This window comes from Embleya sp. NPDC127516, from assembly GCF_044765325.1.
GTDB lineage: Bacteria > Actinomycetota > Actinomycetes > Streptomycetales > Streptomycetaceae > Embleya.
In genome coordinates, this window is the sequence record NZ_JBIWJT010000009.1 from 184,724 (window position 1) to 202,939 (window position 18,216).

Annotated in this window: 14 protein-coding genes and 1 pseudogene; 2 read left to right on the forward strand and 13 right to left on the reverse strand. The window is 70.2% G+C overall.

Features of this window, described 5'->3' with window-relative positions:
* Window positions 1-92: 92 nt before the first annotated feature.
* A complete protein-coding gene (locus tag ACIRL2_RS19370; RefSeq protein ID WP_402233585.1) occupies window positions 93-695 on the reverse strand; it encodes a dihydrofolate reductase family protein in 603 nt (200 codons plus the stop codon).
* Window positions 692-1,588, reverse strand: coding sequence for a metalloregulator ArsR/SmtB family transcription factor (locus tag ACIRL2_RS19375; RefSeq protein WP_402233588.1), 897 nt, complete (start codon window positions 1,586-1,588; stop codon window positions 692-694). Before ACIRL2_RS19375 ends, ACIRL2_RS19370 begins: the two co-directional genes overlap by 4 nt.
* A gap of 164 nt (window positions 1,589-1,752) precedes the next feature.
* Between ACIRL2_RS19375 and ACIRL2_RS19380 the strand changes: the two genes are divergently transcribed.
* Entirely contained in the window at window positions 1,753-2,694 is a 942-nt protein-coding gene (locus ACIRL2_RS19380; protein WP_402233591.1) for a DUF1838 family protein, read from the forward strand.
* A gap of 22 nt (window positions 2,695-2,716) precedes the next feature.
* Here ACIRL2_RS19380 and ACIRL2_RS19385 read toward each other — a convergent pair whose 3' ends face one another.
* The 11 genes and pseudogenes from ACIRL2_RS19385 to ACIRL2_RS19435 all read right to left on the reverse strand — a co-directional run bounded on the left by ACIRL2_RS19385 (window position 2,717) and on the right by ACIRL2_RS19435 (window position 16,324).
* Complete coding sequence (locus ACIRL2_RS19385) at window positions 2,717-3,616, reverse strand: hypothetical protein (RefSeq protein ID WP_395860422.1); 900 nt, start codon at window positions 3,614-3,616, stop codon at window positions 2,717-2,719.
* 88 nt (window positions 3,617-3,704) lie between these two features.
* Complete coding sequence (locus ACIRL2_RS19390) at window positions 3,705-5,486, reverse strand: immunity 49 family protein (RefSeq protein ID WP_402233594.1); 1,782 nt, start codon at window positions 5,484-5,486, stop codon at window positions 3,705-3,707.
* Window positions 5,487-5,546: 60 nt separating this feature from the next.
* Window positions 5,547-5,696, reverse strand: a pseudogene (locus tag ACIRL2_RS19395) (transcriptional regulator); the annotation flags it as partial.
* A gap of 12 nt (window positions 5,697-5,708) precedes the next feature.
* Complete coding sequence (locus ACIRL2_RS19400; protein WP_402233596.1) at window positions 5,709-6,032, reverse strand: YciI family protein; 324 nt, start codon at window positions 6,030-6,032, stop codon at window positions 5,709-5,711.
* A gap of 120 nt (window positions 6,033-6,152) precedes the next feature.
* On the reverse strand, window positions 6,153-7,853 hold the full coding sequence (locus tag ACIRL2_RS19405) for an ABC transporter ATP-binding protein (protein ID WP_395860428.1): 1,701 nt from the start codon (window positions 7,851-7,853) through the stop codon (window positions 6,153-6,155).
* 114 nt (window positions 7,854-7,967) lie between these two features.
* Window positions 7,968-9,845, reverse strand: a complete 1,878-nt coding sequence (locus ACIRL2_RS19410; RefSeq protein WP_402233600.1) for an ABC transporter ATP-binding protein — start codon at window positions 9,843-9,845, stop codon at window positions 7,968-7,970.
* Window positions 9,846-9,891: 46 nt separating this feature from the next.
* On the reverse strand, window positions 9,892-10,962 hold the full coding sequence (locus tag ACIRL2_RS19415; protein ID WP_402233603.1) for an iron-siderophore ABC transporter substrate-binding protein: 1,071 nt from the start codon (window positions 10,960-10,962) through the stop codon (window positions 9,892-9,894).
* 106 nt (window positions 10,963-11,068) lie between these two features.
* A complete protein-coding gene (locus tag ACIRL2_RS19420) occupies window positions 11,069-11,938 on the reverse strand; it encodes an ABC transporter ATP-binding protein (protein ID WP_395860434.1) in 870 nt (289 codons plus the stop codon).
* Window positions 11,939-12,043: 105 nt separating this feature from the next.
* Window positions 12,044-13,105, reverse strand: a complete 1,062-nt coding sequence (locus ACIRL2_RS19425) for a FecCD family ABC transporter permease (protein ID WP_402233606.1) — start codon at window positions 13,103-13,105, stop codon at window positions 12,044-12,046.
* A complete protein-coding gene (locus ACIRL2_RS19430) occupies window positions 13,102-14,172 on the reverse strand; it encodes a FecCD family ABC transporter permease (RefSeq protein ID WP_395860438.1) in 1,071 nt (356 codons plus the stop codon). The genes ACIRL2_RS19425 and ACIRL2_RS19430 overlap by 4 nt, the downstream gene beginning before the upstream one ends.
* 634 nt (window positions 14,173-14,806) lie before the next feature.
* The gene (locus ACIRL2_RS19435; protein WP_402233608.1) at window positions 14,807-16,324 is read right to left on the reverse strand and encodes a carboxylesterase/lipase family protein; all 1,518 of its coding nucleotides are present in this window, start codon (window positions 16,322-16,324) and stop codon (window positions 14,807-14,809) included.
* A 575-nt stretch (window positions 16,325-16,899) separates the two neighbouring features.
* Between ACIRL2_RS19435 and ACIRL2_RS19440 the strand changes: the two genes are divergently transcribed.
* Window positions 16,900-18,195 (forward strand): extracellular solute-binding protein, encoded by a 1,296-nt coding sequence (locus tag ACIRL2_RS19440; protein WP_395860442.1) that lies wholly within the window; start codon window positions 16,900-16,902, stop codon window positions 18,193-18,195.
* Window positions 18,196-18,216: the final 21 nt, after the last annotated feature.

Sequence of the window (18,216 nt, forward strand, 5' to 3'; positions counted from 1 at the left end):
GCCCCGGAACCCGAACACGGGTTCCGGGGCCTGCGGCCGTGCGGGGGCTCGACTCACCGACACGGTCGCGGTGGTGCTCTCGAGCGGCCGGGTCAGCGGATGCGGTCGTAGACGACGGACATCGTGCCGTGTTCGCCCGCCGTCTGGCTGACGAGTTCCCACTTCCCCGTGGGCAGGCCGTCGTCGAACAGGCGCGGTCCGCCGCCGAGGAACAGGGGGAAGATCGTGAGCGCGAGGCGGTCGACCTCGTCGGCGGCCAGCAGGGCCTTGATGACGCTCGCGCTCGCGAGTACGAGGATGTCGCCGCCCTCGGTCGCCCGCAGATCGGTGATCGCCTCGGCGGTCGGCTTGTCGACGATCGTCGTCCGCTCCCAGGGCGCCCGGTCGAGGGTGGAGGAGAGGACCACCTTGTCGGCCTCGACGAGCCACTCGGCGAAGCCCACGTCGCGCGGGTCGGCGCCCTCCATGTCGATGACGGTGGGCCAGAAGCCGAGGAAGCCCTCGGCGTTGACCCGCCCGAGCAGGGCCGTCGTCGCCGGCTCACAGAGGGCGGTCAGGTGGTCGCGGGCGACGTCGGTGTGCGCGTACGGCATCACCCAGCTCATGTCGAGCGGGTTGTCCGGCCCGGCGTAGTGGCCGTCGAGGGAGAGGGCGATGTTGGTGACGACCCGACGGTTGGCGGTCTGCTCGGTCACTTCGTACTCCTGGTGTGGGCGTCGTACTCGGTGTTGTCGGTGTCGTCGGGCCCGCTGTCGGTGTCGGCGGTGTTCCGTGCGTCGGCGGCCAGGATCGCCGCCAACGTGTCGAGACTCTGGCCGAAGCCGATCTCGATGCCGGCGACGAAGTCCGCGGAGTCGATCGTGCTGTCGGTGATCCGCCAGTGGGTGTCGAGTTCGGTGCCGGTATCGGTGGGCCGAAGGACGAGTTCGACATGGGCGGTGAAGGCGAGGCCGCCGTCGGGTAGCAGTGGGGAGAGCCGATAGGCGAGGCGCTCACCGGGGCGTACCTCCTCGACGACGCCCTCCGCCCGCCCTGCGACCGGTTCGGTGCCGTCGGCGTCCTCGGCGTCGCGGTACTCCAGGACGACCCGCCCACCCGGTCGCGCCTCGAAGACGAGTTCGGAGACCCGCAGGTCGTCCGGCGTCCACCAGCGGGAGAGCGGGGCGGTCTCGGTCAGGTGGCGCCAGACCGACTCCGGGCGTGCGGGCAGCGATCGGCGGAACCCGAACGAGCGGCCGTCGGCCCACCCCGTCCCGTCCGCGGCGAGCCGCTCGGCGTGGAGGCCGAGCCCATAGCGCTCGTAGGTCGAATCGGGACCGGCGACCCGGTCCGCGGTGTCGGCGAGCCGCACGAGTGCGGCTGCCAGGTCCCGCAGCGGACCCGGACGGAGGGCGTACACGCGGCGCTGGCCGGTGCGTTGTGAGGTGACGACGCCGGCGCGCTCGAGGGTCTGCAGGTGCTTGGTGGTCTGCGGCTGGCGCGCGTCGGCGAGCTGGGCGAGGACGCCGACCGAGCGGGGTCGCTCGGCCAGCAGGCTCACGAGCCGCCAACGGGCCGGATCGGCCAGTGCGGTGAGGAGTGCGTCCATGTCCCGTAGTATTCACGATGACGAATATTCTAGTCAAGGAATAGATCCGGATTCCTGCCCACACCCTCGACGGCGAGATCCGACCGACGGCGCACCGGGGGTCGGATTCCACGAAAGGATGGGGTCGGACCCGATCGAGACGAGTGGACGGACGGACACCGCGTATGGAACCCGGCAAGACATCGCCCGAGGCCCTGATCGCGTCGCTCGACGACGCGAACGCCCGACTCTTCGTGCGACTGCTCGGCCGTCCCGATGGCCGCGACATGCTCTATCGCATCAGCGGAACCGTGCACAACCACGTGCCCGGTGACGTTCACGGCAAGGTATTCCCGCACGGCCGGGTGCTGTTCGGCGTCGAGGGCTACAACATTCGCCGGCTCGTCCACACGCCGGGCACCGACGACCTGCACATGGTCTCGCGCGAGATCGTCTTCTACACCGATCCGAAGGACGGCAGCGTCCTGACGGAGTGGACGAACCCGCTGGACGGACGGACCCGCCCGCTTCCACCGATCGCCAACGACCGCGTGCAGTTGTCGTATCGCATCCGTGCCGGCGCCCTGTTCGCGCTGTTCGGCCCCGCCGAGGTTCCGCTGGCCGGCTCCGTCGCCCCGCGTCGAGTGCACCGCAACCTGGTCTGGACCCTGGACGTGCCTCCCGTCTACCGCCTCGCCGACCGGTACGGCATCGACGACGACTTCGGCCTCGCGAACTCGACGTACACGTCATGGGAGTTGTTCGACTTCCTGGTGCACGAGGACGACGCCCGCGAGTACTCCGGTACGGACGCCGACACCCGGACGGGAGCGATGCCGGTCACCAACTGCTGGAGCCGGATCTGCCCGTACGTGCCGGCGATGGGCATCGCGGAGAGCGAGACACCGGGCAACCTCGTCTACCACGCGCGCGCATGGACGCTGGACGGCTTCGACGCGCTGGAGCCGTGGCTGGCCGACCTGGTACGCACCCGGCATCCGCTCTACACCAGTGCCCCCGACACCCCCGGCACCGGCCCCAACACCACCACCTGGACCGCGTTCCACGCCGGCGAACTGGCCCCGCGCGGCCTCACCTGGCGCGAGTGGCGCGACTCGCCCCGCTGAGCCACGCGGGCACTTCCGGCCGTCAGCGGGTGAGGGGCAGGCGGTCGCCGGTGGCGCCGACTTCCAGGGTCGCGTAGTCGGGGTGGTCCAAACGGTGGTGGACATAGATCTGGTCGGCCCACGGGGGGTCGAGGGGCATGAACGCGCGCAGGCCCAGGACCCGGCCGATCACCCGGTCCGGGTGATCGGCGTTGAACTCGGCGATCGCGGCGGCCTCGCCGATCCGGTCGATGGTGCCCGGGAGATCGTCGAGGTAACAGGTGACCCGGGGCAACAGGTGGCCGTGACCGGGCCTGCGGAAGAGATCCAGCGCGGTCGCCGTGGAGGTGTAGTGGTCCAGATCCAGGGAGACGAACCCGACGGGGTGGGCCCGGAGTTCGTGCTCGTGGGTGTCCAGGTAGTCCGGCAGCGTCCGCGCGAGGTCGCCGATCACCAACTCGGTCTCGCCCAGGCGGGGGTGCAAGCGCTCGTGGTCCATCGGGTAGAAGCCGGGGCCGAACAGATAGGGCAGATCCCGGGGATCCTTGGCCGGCGGCATACCCGCCCCGCCGTCGAAGCCGACCACCCGCACCGCGACGCCCGTGGCGGCGGCGTAGTAGCGGGCGTGCTCGGCGAGCGCCAACAGCCCGTTGCCGCCGGCCACCCCGAACTCCACGACCGTCACGCCCCGATGCCCCAGACGCGCGGCAGACTCGGTGGCCCGGCGCACCCCGTACGCGTAGTGCGCCCGCTCCACCAGGCCGAACCGGTACGCGGTCGCCGACCCGACACCGGGAAGCCGGCGTAACACCCGGTTCAAGGCCGCGTGTCGGGTACCGGACTTCGACCAGTCCCACACCACATCGGCCCACCCGCCGGAGGGCCGACGACCGAACGGATGACCCTTTTGGGCACTCGTACCCGAACCACCCTTGCGCACCACGGACATTCCCCCTCGACGCGACGGACCATCGTCGAGAGCCTTCCCGCTTCCCTCCCCCGCCCAACCCGGCGGTCGATCGACGCCGGGTTCAGGTGGTGAACTCGCCGAGCCACTCGCGGTTCAGCAGGTACTTGGGCAGGTACGGCAACGTCTTGTCGACGTCCACCGGAAAGCCCATCTCGTACGCGAGGCACGCCATCGCCAGCGGACCCAGCGCCACCCGACCACGCGGCGCGCGCGAGCCGTTCCAGTAGGTGTCGTGGTGGGCGAGCGCTTCGGTGAGGGCCTCCGCGAAGGCCGCGTGATCCTTCGTGACGAGGCGATGGAAGAGAGCCACTGGCTGATAGTCGATCAGATCCAGGAAGTCCCGGGGAGTACGGGTGGCCACATCTCGCCCGGACGTGTTCATGGTGGCGACCAACTTCTGCACGATGTCGTCCATGGGCCGCCCGAGCCAGTAGCTCTGCAGGGTGTCGATCCAGTGGAGGACGTAGTCGTCGACCGGATCGGCACTGCGCAGATTTTCCACCGGCACCCGGCACAGGGTGGTGATCCGCTCCTGTTCGCGGCAGACGACCGCGAGCCAGAAGGCATCGAGCCAGGCACGGGCATGAGCGTACGGCGCGATGCCGGTGGCGGTGGCGGTGCCGGGGAGGGCGAGCACGCGGTCGCCGATCCGGCACGGCACGGTCCCCTCCCGGGCGAGGGCGGTGGCGAACAACGCGCTGCCGACCTGCATGGCGGTGACCCAGGCTTCCCACGTCTCCAGCTTCGCCGACGCGGCGTCGTCCGCACAGCGGGCGTGGGCAAGGTCCACGGCCGCCCCGAAGCCGTCTGCGAAGCCGCTCGCGTCCTGCTCCAGCCGTGCGGTGAACTCGGCCACGGTAAGCGCGAGTTGCTCGACGGTGGCGGGCTCGGGTTGCTCGACGTCGGTCCTGCCGCCGGCGACCTCGGGCGCCGAGCCTCCGCCGCCGTCCCGGTCGCGCAGGTTTCTCATCAGCTCCATCAGTTCCTGCGGCGGCACCACGGAGAAGGTGCGCCGGTCGTGGTCGAAGACCGTGAGCGAGACCAACTGCCCCTGGTGCCACCAGTACAACCTCGGGGACAGTGAGCCCGGTCCGTCCTCGTAGGCGCCGAGGGCATACGCACCGAGATCGTTGACCGCGTCCACCACGGTCCCGTCGACAATCGCGTGGAACGCCAACAGGTGCCTCGTGGGCACGGCGACGAGCGCCCCGGCGGCCGGCAGTTCTCGTCCGGTGACGGATCGGACCAGGTCGGGCAGTACCAGCGCCCTGCTCGCGACGAAGTGGGAGCCACCGCTGACGGAGTGCAGCAGCGCACCCTGCGGCCCGCGCACCTCCACGTGTTCCACGGGGTCGCGCCGCAGGTTCGCCACGCCCGCCGTCCACAACTCCCGGTGCCCGGCGCCCGCCACGTCCCGGTCGGTCAGGATCCGCACGGAAGCGGGCGCGTCCAGTGCGAAGGCCAGGATGAGCCCCTCGGCCACCGGCTGCACGTAGCGAAAGCCCGACGCGGCGTCCGCGGGAAAGAAGTCGTCGGGCAGCAGCCGCGGATAAGCCGCTCGCAGCAACTCCTGCGTGCTCTCCTCACCCCGGGACGCGGTCTCCAGGTTGCCGAAGTGTTGCTCCACCAGCGCGGGCCACTGCTCCTCGCCCACCGCGCGACACCGCTGCGCCAGGTTCTTCAGCGGGCTGAGACGGCCCGCGTGCTCGACGACATCGCCCTCGACGGCCGGGCGCACCCCATGCCGGGTGAAGAAGAAGTCGGCCGTCAGCTCGCGCAGATACACGGCCTGCGGCACGGTCAGCATGGACAGGTGCGGATCAGGTATGTCGTGTCGAGTCACCCGAAGACTCTACGCAGGCGGGCCGGGCCGGCCCGACACGGTATCGGCCGCCGGCGTCCCTCACGCCTGCGGTGGAGTCCGCCGAGCCGAGTCCGTGAGCCGGTCGGCCAGTGCCACGACGAGGTCGCGGAGTTCATCCGGTCGCTCGATGAGGAACGGCCGGTCCAGCGACGCGAGCACGGCGGGCAGCCAGTCGAGTCGTTCCACGCGCTTCGGGTGCGCTCAGCGCGGCCCCGGCCGAGACCCCGCCGCGCCGCCGAAGGACGGCCCCACCGCACACGGGCGAATGTCGACGTCCCGCCAGACATCGCCGGTCATGTACGGCTCGACCGCCAACCAGGCGTCGAGCTCCGCGCGCGTGGGGAAGTCCAGGACCAACATCGATCCGATCGTCCGTCCATCGGCGTCGAGGATCGCCGTACCGAACAACATTCGCCCCGCGGCGACCATCGTGTCACCCAGTTCGATGTGCCGTGGCCTGGCCGCGAGCCGACGGGTCGCGGCGTGCTCGTCGGTTCCGTCGTGGGCGATCAAGAGGAATTGCATGTGGGTCATCCTCCCGCAGGACACCCGCCGATCGACACCCACACGATCGATCGACACCCACAGATCGATCGGCGCCCGCACCATCGATCGTCCGCCACGCGACGAGTCGTCGCCCCCACGTCATCGAGCCACGGCCGAGCAGTAGTCCGCGTCCGTGGCGAGCAGGTTCCGATGGGTGTCCTCGGCCGTGATGACGCCGTCGTCCAGGACCAGCACACGGTCCGCGACGTCCAGGAGGGCCGGACTGCCGGTGATCACGATGGTCGTGCGGCCTCGGCGCAGCTTCGCGATGTTGCGCGCGATGAGCTGTTCGGTGACCGCGTCGACGGCCGTCGTCGGATTGTGCAGGACGAGGACGTCGGTGTCGGCGGCGAGGGCGCGGGCCAGGGACAGCCGTTGCCGCTGCCCTCCGGACAGGTTCGCGCCGCGGTCGCGGACGCCGTACTCGAGTCCTTCGCGGTGCAGGGCGACGACGTCGGTCAGCATCGACGCCTCGACGGCCTCGGGGATCATCCGACTGCCGCCCGACGGGTCGATGTTCGTACGGAGCGTGCCCGCGAAGATCTCCCCGTCGTACGGGTTCACCAGCATGTGTTCTCGGACCGCCTCGATCGACAGGTCCGCGATCTCCCGCCCGCCGACCCGTACGACTCCCTCGTAGGCGTCGGGCGGGACCTGTACGGCCAGAATCGACGCGAGTTCGGCCGCCGCGCGCGGCTGGTAGGCGGCGAGCGCCACGAACTCGCCGGGGCCTACCCGGAACTTCACCTTGTGCAGCGACCCGTATCGCACGCAGTCGATTTCGAGGTCTCCGCCCGACGCCGGGCGCTCCGAGCCCGGGATGGTCGCCGGCGGCGCGGCCAGCACCAGCGCCATCCGCTCGGCCGACGCGCGCGCGATCATCACGTACTTCGGCATGTCCGAGAAGAGCTTGAGCGGTTCCATGATGAACTGCGCCAGCCCCACGGCCATGACGAGTTGGCCGATCGTGATCGCCCCGTCGAACGCCAACAGACCCGCCGTGACGGTCACCGCTACGGCGAGGATCGCGTTGAGGGCCTGGGCGGTACCCGCGTACGCGCCGTTCACCCTGGCCACGGTGATCGCCTGCCGCCGCGCCTCCGCGCTGACTTTGCGGTAGGACAGGAACGCCGCGTGGTTGCCGCCGAAGCCGTGCAGCGGGCGCAGGCCGGTGATCAGGTCGGCGACCTTCGCGCCCGCCCGGGCCACCCGGGCCTGCTGTTCGCGCGTACTGGCGCCGATGCGCTTGGACATCACACTCAGAATGGACAGGATCGCGACGGTCCCCACGATCACCAGCAGGCCGAGCCGGATGTCGGCCAGGCCCAGCGCGATCGCCGCGACCAGTACCGCGACCAGGGAGCTGATCAGCAGCGGCACCACTTCGATGATGTCGGCGGTCTGGTCGGCGTCCTCGGTGGCGATGGTGAGCACCTCGCCGGACTTGAGGTCGACGTCCCTGGCCACCGGCTGGAGACCGCAAGCCGCGACCTCCACCCGCCAGTGGTGCGCCTCGGTCGTGTTGGCCTTCTGCAGGATGCGCATCCCGAACCGCCACGACAACGACACGGTCGTGATGATCACGGCCAGCGCGGCGATCGCCAGGGCGAGTGAGCCCAGGCTTCGGTCGCGCAACGTGTGCTCGACGATCAGGCCGATCGCGATGGGGAAGGCGGTCTCTCCCGCCTGGTACATGCCCATGAGGACGGTGCCCCAGGTCATGGCGCCGGCGTTGCGACGGATCGCGGTGCGCAGGATGGCGGACCCCGAGCGGGGCCGCTGCGTGTCGGGAGTGTTCATCGAGGTGACGGGCATTCGCTTTCCGGTCGGCGGAGTTCGCGGGACTCGCGGAGCTCTCGGGGTTCACAGGGTTCGCGGGGTCGGCGGAGTTCGCGGGATGGACGGAGCCGCCCGTCAACCACCTTCTCGCCAGGCCCGCCACAGCCGGGCGTACCGCCCGCCCAGCGCCACCAACTCCTCGTGCGTTCCCTCCTCCACGACGCGTCCCGCGTCCAGCACGGCGATCCGGTCCGCCGCCATCGCCTGGGTCAGCCGGTGCGCCACGAACAACGTGGTTCGGCCCGCGCACGCGGCTCGCACGGCCCGCTCCAGTTCGGCCGCGCCCGCGCTGCCCGCCTCCGCGGTCGACTCGTCGAGCACCACCACCGGCGACCGGCCCAGTACCAGCCGGGCCAGCGCGATCTGGGCGACCTTGGTGACGTCCAGGCGTTCGCCGCCCTCGCCGACCGCGGTGTTCAGCCCGTCGGGCAGCGCGTCGAGCCAGCCGTCGGCGCCGACCGTACGCAACGCGTGCGTCAGTTCGGCGTCCGTCGCCGCCGGTGCGGCCAGCCGCAGATCGTCGGCGAGGGAGCCGGAGAAGACGTGCGTCTCCTGGGTCAGGATGCTCACCAGGGCCCGCGCCCCGGCCTCGTCCAGATCGGCGAGGTCGGTCGACCCCACGCACACCGACCCGGCCTGCGGCGTGCCGATGCCCGCGATCAGCGCGGCCAGCGTCGACTTGCCCGCACCCGTCGCCCCCACCAGCGCGAGCGAACCACCGCCCGGGATCGTCAGGTCGACGTCCCGCAGAACGGGCTCCTCGGTGTCGGGATAGCGAAACGTCAGCCCTCGCACCGTCACCGAGTACGGCGCGCCGTCCACGAACGCGCGGCCCGTGGACGCGACTTCCGCGGATCCGATGCCGGCAGCCGCGACGCCCGAGGGCGCGCCCTGCGCGGACCCGACGCCCACGGTCGCGACACCCGCGTCGCCCACCAGTCGATCCTCGCCCGCCTCCTCCAGCACCCCGACCAGCCGGGTCAGGCTCGCGCCCGACTTCTGCGCCTCGTCGAAGGTGAACATGATGGAGCCCAGCGGAGTGAACAACCGGTGGAACATCAGTGGGGCCGCCGACACCTCGCCCAGGGTGGCGGCATCGGCCTCCAACAGGGCGTACCCGACCACGATGATCAGGACCAGCCCGATGAACTCGGCGCGGTTCTCCCGGCCGACGAACCGGCCGAAGAACCGGAACACCTCGATGCCGAGTTCGCGCACCCGCCACGACTCGCGGGTGACCTTCTCCCGGAAGGTGTCCTCGAGGCGGTACGCCCGTACCGTGTCGATCCCGTCCAACCCGCTGATCAACGCCTGCGCACGGTCGGCCTGCGCCACCCGCTGCTTCCGGTAGAGCGGGGCGGACCGGGGCAGATACCAGCGCAGGGCCAGCGCGTACGCGGGCAACGCGCCGGCGCCCGCCAGTCCCAGTCGCCAGTCCAGTCCGAACATACCGGCCGTGGCGATGACGACCAGCACTCCGGCCGAGAACACCGTGGGGACGGCCGCTCGGATGCCCTTGGACAGCACGGCCACGTCGTCGCCGACCCGGGAGAGCACGTCGCCTCGGCCGACCTGCTCGACGCGTGCGCTCGGCATGCCCAGCACCGCCCGGACCGCGCCTTCGCGCAGCCGCGCGAGCAGGTCCGCGCCCAGTCGTCCGATCAGGTACGTCGACGCGGCGCCGGCCGCCGCGCCAAGGATCGCGGCGGCTCCCAGCAACAGCCCGATGGTGACCAGGATCGAGCGTGACTCGCCCTCGATCACGCCGTCGACCACCCGGCCGAGCAGGAGCACGGGAAGCACTTGGAGCGCCGCCCCGGCCACCGTGGTGAGCACGGTTCCGGCGGTCAGCCACGGCACTTCGCGGCAGTGCGCCGCGACCCATCGGGTGGCCCGGCGTCCGGTCGCCGTGCGCAGGGTCGCCTGCGCCGGACGCGTGTCGGTGGTACTCATCCCCGGCCCGAGGTGGACCGGGGACGGATTATGCCGATCGACATGACTAGCCGGCCGCCTTGACGAGTTCGTCGATGGCGTACGGCAGGGACAGCAACGTGCCCTGGGACATGGCCGCGCCGACCGCCGGGCCCTCGCCGTCCAGCAGGTACGACACCTTCCCGCTCTTGGCCGCGGGCAGGTTGGTGAAGAGCTGGAACTTCTTCAGCGCGTCCTGGTCCACCTGGTCGTTGATGACGAAGATGCGGTCGACGTTGAGCAGATCCATGCGCTCGGGGGAGAGCACCGTGAAGAACTTGCCGTCCGCGATCTTGTCGATCTCCGTCGCACCCTTGAAGCCGATGCCCGTCAGCAATCGTCCGCGCACGTCGGTGGTGGTGAACGGCGCGACCGAGTCCTTGTACCAGGACACCGCGACGGCGGTCTGGTTGGCGAACTCCGGGTGCGCCTTGCGGGCCGCGTCCAGCTTGTCCTGGATGCCCTGCACCATCTTGGTGCCCTCGTCGGACTTGCCCAGCGCCTTGGCGATGTGGATCGCGTTGTCCTGCCACGGCGCGCTGAACGGCTCTTTCTCGGCCTTGGTGCGGCCCACCGTCGGGGCGATCTTGGCGAGCTTGTCGTAGGCGGCCTGGTCGATCTCGGAGTAGACCGCGATGATCAGGTCCGGCCGCAGCGCGGCGATCTTCTCGTAATTGGGGGCGGAGTCCCCGTTGTTCATCACGACCTCGGGGCGGGTGTCGCCCCACTTGTCCTTGGTCCAGGCCCACTGGGTGTTGACGTCGGGGGTCTTGCCCGGCGGGTTGGGGTACTGGTCGACCATGCCGACCGGCTTGATGCCGAGCGCCAGGATGGCCTGGTCGTCGGTGTAGCCCACGGAGACGACCCGCTTGGGGGCCTTCGCCACCTTCGTGGATCCGAACGCGTGCTCCACCGTGACCGGGAAGACGCCGTCGGCGGCGGCGACCGGGGCGTTGCCGCTCGACGTGTCCGCCTTCTTGTCCTTGTCGTCCGAGTCGGACCCGCAACCCGCGAGAAGGCCGACTCCGAGCGCCGCGGCGGACAATATCGCCGCCAACCGTCGCCGGGACCCCATACGCGTCGTTCGATGGTGGAGCATCCGAAATCCCTTGCTTTCGTGCCGTTCGCCGCCCCTCTTGTTAAAGGGCAGGCAAACCATACAGGTACAACTTAGGCAAGGCTAGCCTAAATTGTCGTTGGTCTTCCTATTTTTGATCTTCGTCGGACCCCTGGCCGAGTACGACGTGCGTACGGCCGATCGGCACGATCAACGGTCGGTCGCCCACCGGGTCGTCGATCACTCGCGCACGCAGTCCGAACGCCTCGTGCAGCAAGTCGGCGGTGATCACGTCCCGCGGGTGCCCCTGCGCCAGGATCGACCCCGCCTTCATCACGATGAGGTTGTCGCTGTAGCGCGTGGCCAGGTTGAGATCGTGCAGGACCATGACCACGGTGCGCCCCGCCTCGTGCAGGTCGTCCACCAGGTCGAGTACGTCGATGGCGTGCGCCAGGTCCAGGTAGGTGGTCGGCTCGTCCAACAACAGCAGGTCGGTGCCCTGGACCAGGGTCATCGAGATCCAGACCCGCTGACGCTGACCGCCGGACAGCGCGTCGACCGGGCGGTCCGCCAGGTCGGCCACCCCGGTCATGGCCAGCGCGCGCTCCACCACGGCGGCGTCGTCCGACGACCACTGGCGCAGCCAACTCTGGTGCGGATGGCGGCCCGTGGCGACCAGGTCGGCCACCGTGAGCCCCTCCGGCGCGACCGGGGCCTGCGGCAACAGCCCGAGCTTCTTGGCCACTTCCTTGGTCTTGAGCCTGCCGATGTCGTCGCCGTCCAGCAGCACCATGCCCTTGGTCGGCTTGAGCAGCCGCGACAGGGTCCGCAACAGGGTCGACTTCCCACAGCCGTTGGGCCCGATGATCGTGGTGACCAGCCGTGGCGGTATCACCACGTCGAGGCCGTCGATGACGACCCGGCCGCCGTACCCCACCGTGACGCCCTCGGCCGCCAGCCGTGACACGTGCCCGACCTCGGACTCGTCTTCGGTCTCGGTCATGAACTGAGCGGCCACTACGTCCCCTTGTCTCGGATTTGCTCGACCTTGCATCCACGAAATGCGCTGTGTCCGCCGTCTCGGCTCGTCATGGTTCGCGGCTGCCCGCACCGGCCCCGTCGGCTACCTGAGATTCGCCCGTACCAGCAGATACACGAGGAACGGTCCGCCGATCGCGGCCGTGACCACACCGACCGGGAGGGTGATCGGCAACGCCGTACGCGCGACCAGGTCCGAGCCGATCAGCAACAACGCCCCCACCAGCGCGGAGGCGACCATCGGCGGTGTCGGACATCGCACCAGCCGCATCGCCACCTGTGGCGCCACCAGCGCGACGAACGGGACGGGACCCGCCGCGCTCACCGCCACACCGGCCAGCAGTACCGCGCACAACAGCAGGACCGCGCGCACCGCCCCATACCGCACGCCCAGGCCCGCGGCGACGTCGTCGCCGAAGTGCAGCGGCTTGAACTGGAACGCGACGACCGCCACGACGATCATCAGGACGAGCGTGCACCACAGCGCGATCCGGACCTCGTCCCACGACCGATCCTCCAGCGAGCCGACCAACCACGCCTGGGCCCGGGCCACATCCCTGATGTCGGCCGAGACCAGCAGCCAGGTCGTGACGGCCTGAGTCACGGCGCTCACCGAGATGCCGATCAGGATGAGACGGAGGCCGTCGATCCCGCGCCGCCACGACAGGACGTACACCAGCAGACCCGCGCCGAGACCACCCGCGAGCGCCGCCGCGGACAGCCCCACGGTGCCCGCGATCGCCGCGGATGCCCCGCCCGAAACCGTCACCAGGAACACCGCGACCGCACTGGCGCCCCCGGTGACGCCCAGAACGTCCGGGCTGGCCAACGGATTGCGGGCGATCGACTGGGTGATCGCCCCGGACACCCCCAGCGCGATCCCCACCACGAGACCGGCCATGGCACGCGGCATCCGCAGGTCCATGATCACGAACTCGTCGACCTGCTCACCCCGGCCGAAGATGGTGGCGACCACCTGCGGCAGCCCGATGGGGAAGTCCCCGATGCCGATGGACAGGCAGAACACCAGGAAGGTCGCCGCCGCCAACAGCAGTGTGACGAGCACCATTCGGGGTCGCCACACGAACGACACGTGCCCCAGCCGTACACCCGGTATCGACGATCGTTCGACGTCTGTCGCGCTCATGTCCTCTTGAACTTTCCGCGCCACACCAAGGCCGCGAAGAACGGGGCGCCCAGGAGGGCGACGACGACACCCGCGTCCAACTCGCCCGGTCGCGCCACGACCCGCCCCACGACATCGCAGACCAGGAGCACGACGGCACCGAGCAGACCCGCGTACGGCACCGACCAGCGGTAGTCCGGCCCGGTCAGATACCGGGCCACGTGGGCCACCATGAGACCCAGGAACGCGATCGGACCGCACGCCGCGGTCGCCGCGCCCGCCAGCAGGGTGATGGCGACGATGCCGATGATCCGGCTTCGCGTGATGTTCACGCCCAGCCCCCGCGCCACGTCGTCACCGAGGTTGAGCAGGTTGATGGTGGGAAGCGTGGCCAGGGCCAACACCAACCCGACCCCGACGAAAACGGTCACCGGCCGGATGACGTCGAATCCGACACCGGCCACCGAGCCCGAGTTCCAGAACCGCAGCGCGTTCAGCGACGCCTTGTCCGACAACGCGACCGCGGTGGTCATCGCCGCGAGGAATACCGTGATGCCCTGCCCGGCCAGTGCCAACGTCAACGGGTTGCCGGCGCCCCGGCCGATACTCGCCAATCCGAACACGACGACACCGGCAACCCCCGCACCGAGGAAGGCGAACCAGACATACTGCGTCGGGTCGGCGAACCCGAACACGGAGACGACGGAGACCACCGCGAAGGAGGCGCCGGCGTTCACCCCCAGCAAGCCCGTGTCGGCGATCGGATTGCGGGTGTAGCCCTGGATCAGCGCCCCGCCCACCCCCAGCGCGAGGCCCGCCACGATCGCGAGCACCGTCCGGGGCACCCGCACGGTCTGCACGATGAGCCTGACCTCGTTCTGCCGCTGGTCCGCGTCCGGCGCCGCGAACAACCCGTGCCACACCTCGGCCGGACTCAACGCCCGCGCGCCGACAACCAGCGACACCAGCGCAGCGACCACGAGGACCACCACGAGCGCGACCAGACCCACCACCCGCCGGCGTCGGACCTCCGCGCCGGTGGGCACGACGTGCTCGACGGCGGCCAGGCCCGAATCGACGCGCGTCATCCCTTCGATCCATCGGGGACACACGACCGACGCGAGGCGAACTCCCCGACCGCGCCCCGCCCGTCGACGCGCACGCGGTGCCCGCGGAGTACGACCGGCGCGGCCTGGTCGAACGATCCGAAGCGGAAGCCGGCGAGGTCGAGGACCAACGGTGCGTCATCAGGAAGACCCTGCGACATACCACTCCCATCGTGCGGGGCAGTCGCCTGTCAGGCGTGCAAAAGACATGAAAGGTGGGCACGTCGACAGAGCGGCACGCCGGGACTTAGGTGAGCCTAAGTTAAACGCATGAAACTGTCGATAGGGCAATACGGACACTTGATCATCGACGCCCGTCAAGTCCGGAGAACCCGGGGCTCACCGTCGTCGAATGTGGCGCATCCCACCAATACCGAAACCATCGCCGCTTCCGACGCCGATCGGTCGACTCCGATCAACTACCCCACCGGTACGGGCCGTCCCCGCCGACCGAACGCCCGGCGCGCCGAACCCTCGCGCCGCCACCCATCACATCCGACGCGCGCTCCTCCCCGCCCGACGTCCGCCGAACGAACGGCGGACGGACGGACGGGCGGACATACGCGGCCCGGGCGCCCGCGCCCGGGACGGCGGGCCGTTGGGGTCGAGCGCGTGATCACGGGTGCAACGGGCCGAAGTCCACGTCGGTCCAGGGTGCGTGGACGGGTGCGTGGGGCCGGTCCCGCGTATCCCAGATGTGGGTGTGCCGGCTCGTGTCGTCCAGATGCGGCCAGCCGGGGTCGCCGCCGGCGGCGAAGGCGGCCCAGGCACGCACCATGCGTTGCGAGAGTCCGCGGTCCGCGTCGTCGGGTGGGCCGCCGATGAGGAATCGCACCTCGTCGAGATCGAGGTTGCCGAACGCGAAGGGCACGTCCGCGCAGTGCCAGGCGCGCGGCACCGCACCCGGGGCGCTCGGACGGCGGGTGAAGCGGGACAGGAAGGCCCGGCCACCCGCGCGGGCGTGCCGTTCGGCCAGGCGCCGGCTGTACTCGCCGAACATCACCTCGCCGAGAATCGTGAGATAGACGTCCAGGACCGGCGCCTGCGGCATCGCCGCGCGGTACGCCGTCACCAGGTCCTCGGACAGGCCGAAGTCGGCTGCGAAGACAGCCAGTTGCCGTTCGGTGGTGACCTTCGCACTGCTGCCCACGGCGTCGAGGAGCCAATACTCCTCCGCGGTGTGGCAGACCAGCAGGTCCACTCCCCGCGCCCGGCCGTCGGCCAGGCCGGTGAGGGGGTCGGCGGGCAGCACGTCGCCGTCGACCACCGGTGCGTGGATGACCGGGTCGTAGTGCCGGCGGCCGGAGTGTGGATTGCGCCGGTAGTCGTCGACGACCCGATCGCAAGCGGCCACCAGCGCGCCGGGCGTAGCCGCCGTCAGCGCCTCGGCGGTGACCCGACAGCCGGCCGCCGCCGCGACTTCGGCCGTCGTCGCGGCGGCGAGCTCACGCGAGTGGATCGGAGCCGCGGGACTGTGTGCGATGACGCGGCGGAACAGGCCCCGTGCGCGATCCATCACCATCAGGCAGGCCGCGGCGGTGGCACCGGAGGACTGGCCCGCCACCGTGACGTTGTCGGGGTCACCGCCGAAGCCCGCGATGTTGTCCCGGACCCAGCGCAGCGCGGCGACCTGGTCGAGCAGGCCCCGGTTGTCGGGCAGGCCGGCGCTCGCGCCGCCCGGTACGTGCCCGAAACCCTCGAAGCCCAGCCGGTGGTTGGCGGTGACCACGACCAGTCCGGCCCGGGCCAGAACCACACCGTCGAAGTCGGGCTGCGCGGAGGAACCGAAGGTATGGGCGCCGCCGTGGATCCAGACCAGGACGGGCAGCCGTTCGCCGGCGAGGGCAGGGGTCCAGACATTGACGGTGAGCACGTCCTCGTCCCCCGGCGACCACCCGGGTGTGCCCGGAAGGCGTGCCGATTGCGGGGCGATCGGCCCGAAGCGCGCGCCGTCGCGGATCCCGGTCCACGTCGCCGGCGCGCGGGGTTCGCGGAACCGGTCGACGCCGAAGGGTGGGGCGGCGTACGGAATGCCGAGGATCGCGACCATGTCCGGAACGCGTCGATGCCCGCGCACCGCGCCGTACCGCGTCGCGAACACATCGCCGACCGCGGTCGCGCCCTCACCTTCCACTCCGGCACCCGCACCGACTCCCATATCGGCATTGGCCTCATATCCGGCATTCACACCATTGCCGGTCTTCCCGACATCCACCGGATCACCTTTCGACACACGACGAACCGCCGCCCTCGGGAACAACGCCCGGAGAAAAACGACGCCCCGCACCGGCCGAAGACCCGCCGACCGGCGACACCCCCGCAAGTCGCGCACGCGCTCTTGCTGAAAGTTCTTGCAAGCCGATGTGAACCTAGGCCCGCCCTGACGCCACGTCAATATGCGGCAACCCCAAGGCCCTTCCCCCGAGATCGGGCTCGACCGGGGACAAAACGGAAGCGCCGGGAGCCGTCTCCACCCCGCGACACCCCGCCTCCGCCAAGCATCACCCCAGACATCGAGCCGCCCACACGACCTTCCCCGCACTCGGCGCGTTCACCCGATGGCAATCCGCAAACCGTTGCGGAAATATCTTGCAAGCTCTTCCACTGGAGGACCTCCCGTTGCTACGTTCCTTCCCGCAGTCCGGTGGCCGCCCCGGCCAACGGACGGTCCGATGCCCCGGTGGCCGGACCCATTCCCGAGGAGTGCAGATGCGACGGAGCATTTCCGCGGCGGCCGCAGCCGCGGCGCTCACGCTCACGCTCACCGCATGTGGCGGTGACGACGGCGGCGCCAAGGGCGGACAGCCCGCGGCGGCCAAGGACCCCGCGGCGGTGTCCGGCACGGTGACCTGGTGGGACACCTCCGACTCCACCAGCGAGGCGCCCGCCTACAAGGAACTGATAGCCAAGTTCGAGGCGGCGTACCCCAAGATCAAGATCAAGTACGAGAACGTCCCGTTCGACGACGCCCGCGACAAGTTCAAGACCGCGGCCCAGGGCGGCACCGGCGCACCGGACGTGCTGCGCTCCGACGTCGGCTGGAACCCGGCCTTCGCCGAGCTGGGGTACCTCCAGCCGCTCGAAGGCACGCCCGCGCTGAACCGCCGGGAGGGCTTCCTGCCCAGCTCGTTCGCAAGCACCCAGTACAAGCAGAAGACCTACGGCGTCCCGCTCGTGACGGACACCCTCGCGCTGCTCTACAACAAGGAACTGCTCGCGAAGGCCGGCATCACCAAGCCGCCGGCCACGTGGGACGAGGTCAAGGCCGCGGGGCTCGCGGTCAAGGCCAAGACCGGGAACGCGGGCGTGTTCATGAAGCCGCAGGGCTTCTACGCGCTGCCGCTCATCTACGGCGAGGGCGGTGGGCTGGTCGACGTGCAGGCGAAGAAGATCACCGTCAACGACGACAAGGCGCAGAAGGCCATCGGCATCGGCAAGGACCTGATCGACTCCGGCGCGGCGGTCACCGACGTGACCAAGGATGCCTACTCGAACATGCAGGCCATGTTCAAGGAGGGCAAGCTGGCCATGATGATCAACGGCCCCTGGTCGATCGGCGACGACCTCAAGGGTCCGGCGTTCGCGGACAAGGCCAACCTGGGCATCGCCCCGGTCCCCGCAGGCAGCACGGGCAAGGCGGGCTCCCCCACCGGCGGCCACAACCTGGTCGTCTACGCGGGCTCGAAGAACCTCGACGCGTCCTACCTGTTCGTCGAGTTCCTCACCCGGCCGGAGAACCAGGCGTTCACGGCGGAGAAGAACCACGTTTTGCCCACCAGGACCGAGGCGTACTCGATGGGCACGGTCTCCTCCGATCCCACCATCACCGCCTTCCGCGCCGCGCTCGACACCGCCGTGCCGGGACCGCCCCTGGCCCGCGCGAGCGACCTGTTCGACCCGATGGACACGACGATGGAGAAGATCTACAGCGGTCAGGTCTCGACCAAGGCCGGTCTCGACGACGTCGCCAAGGCGGCCCGGGGCATCCTGCCCGACTTCAAGTAGCGACGACGGGCGTCTCCTCAC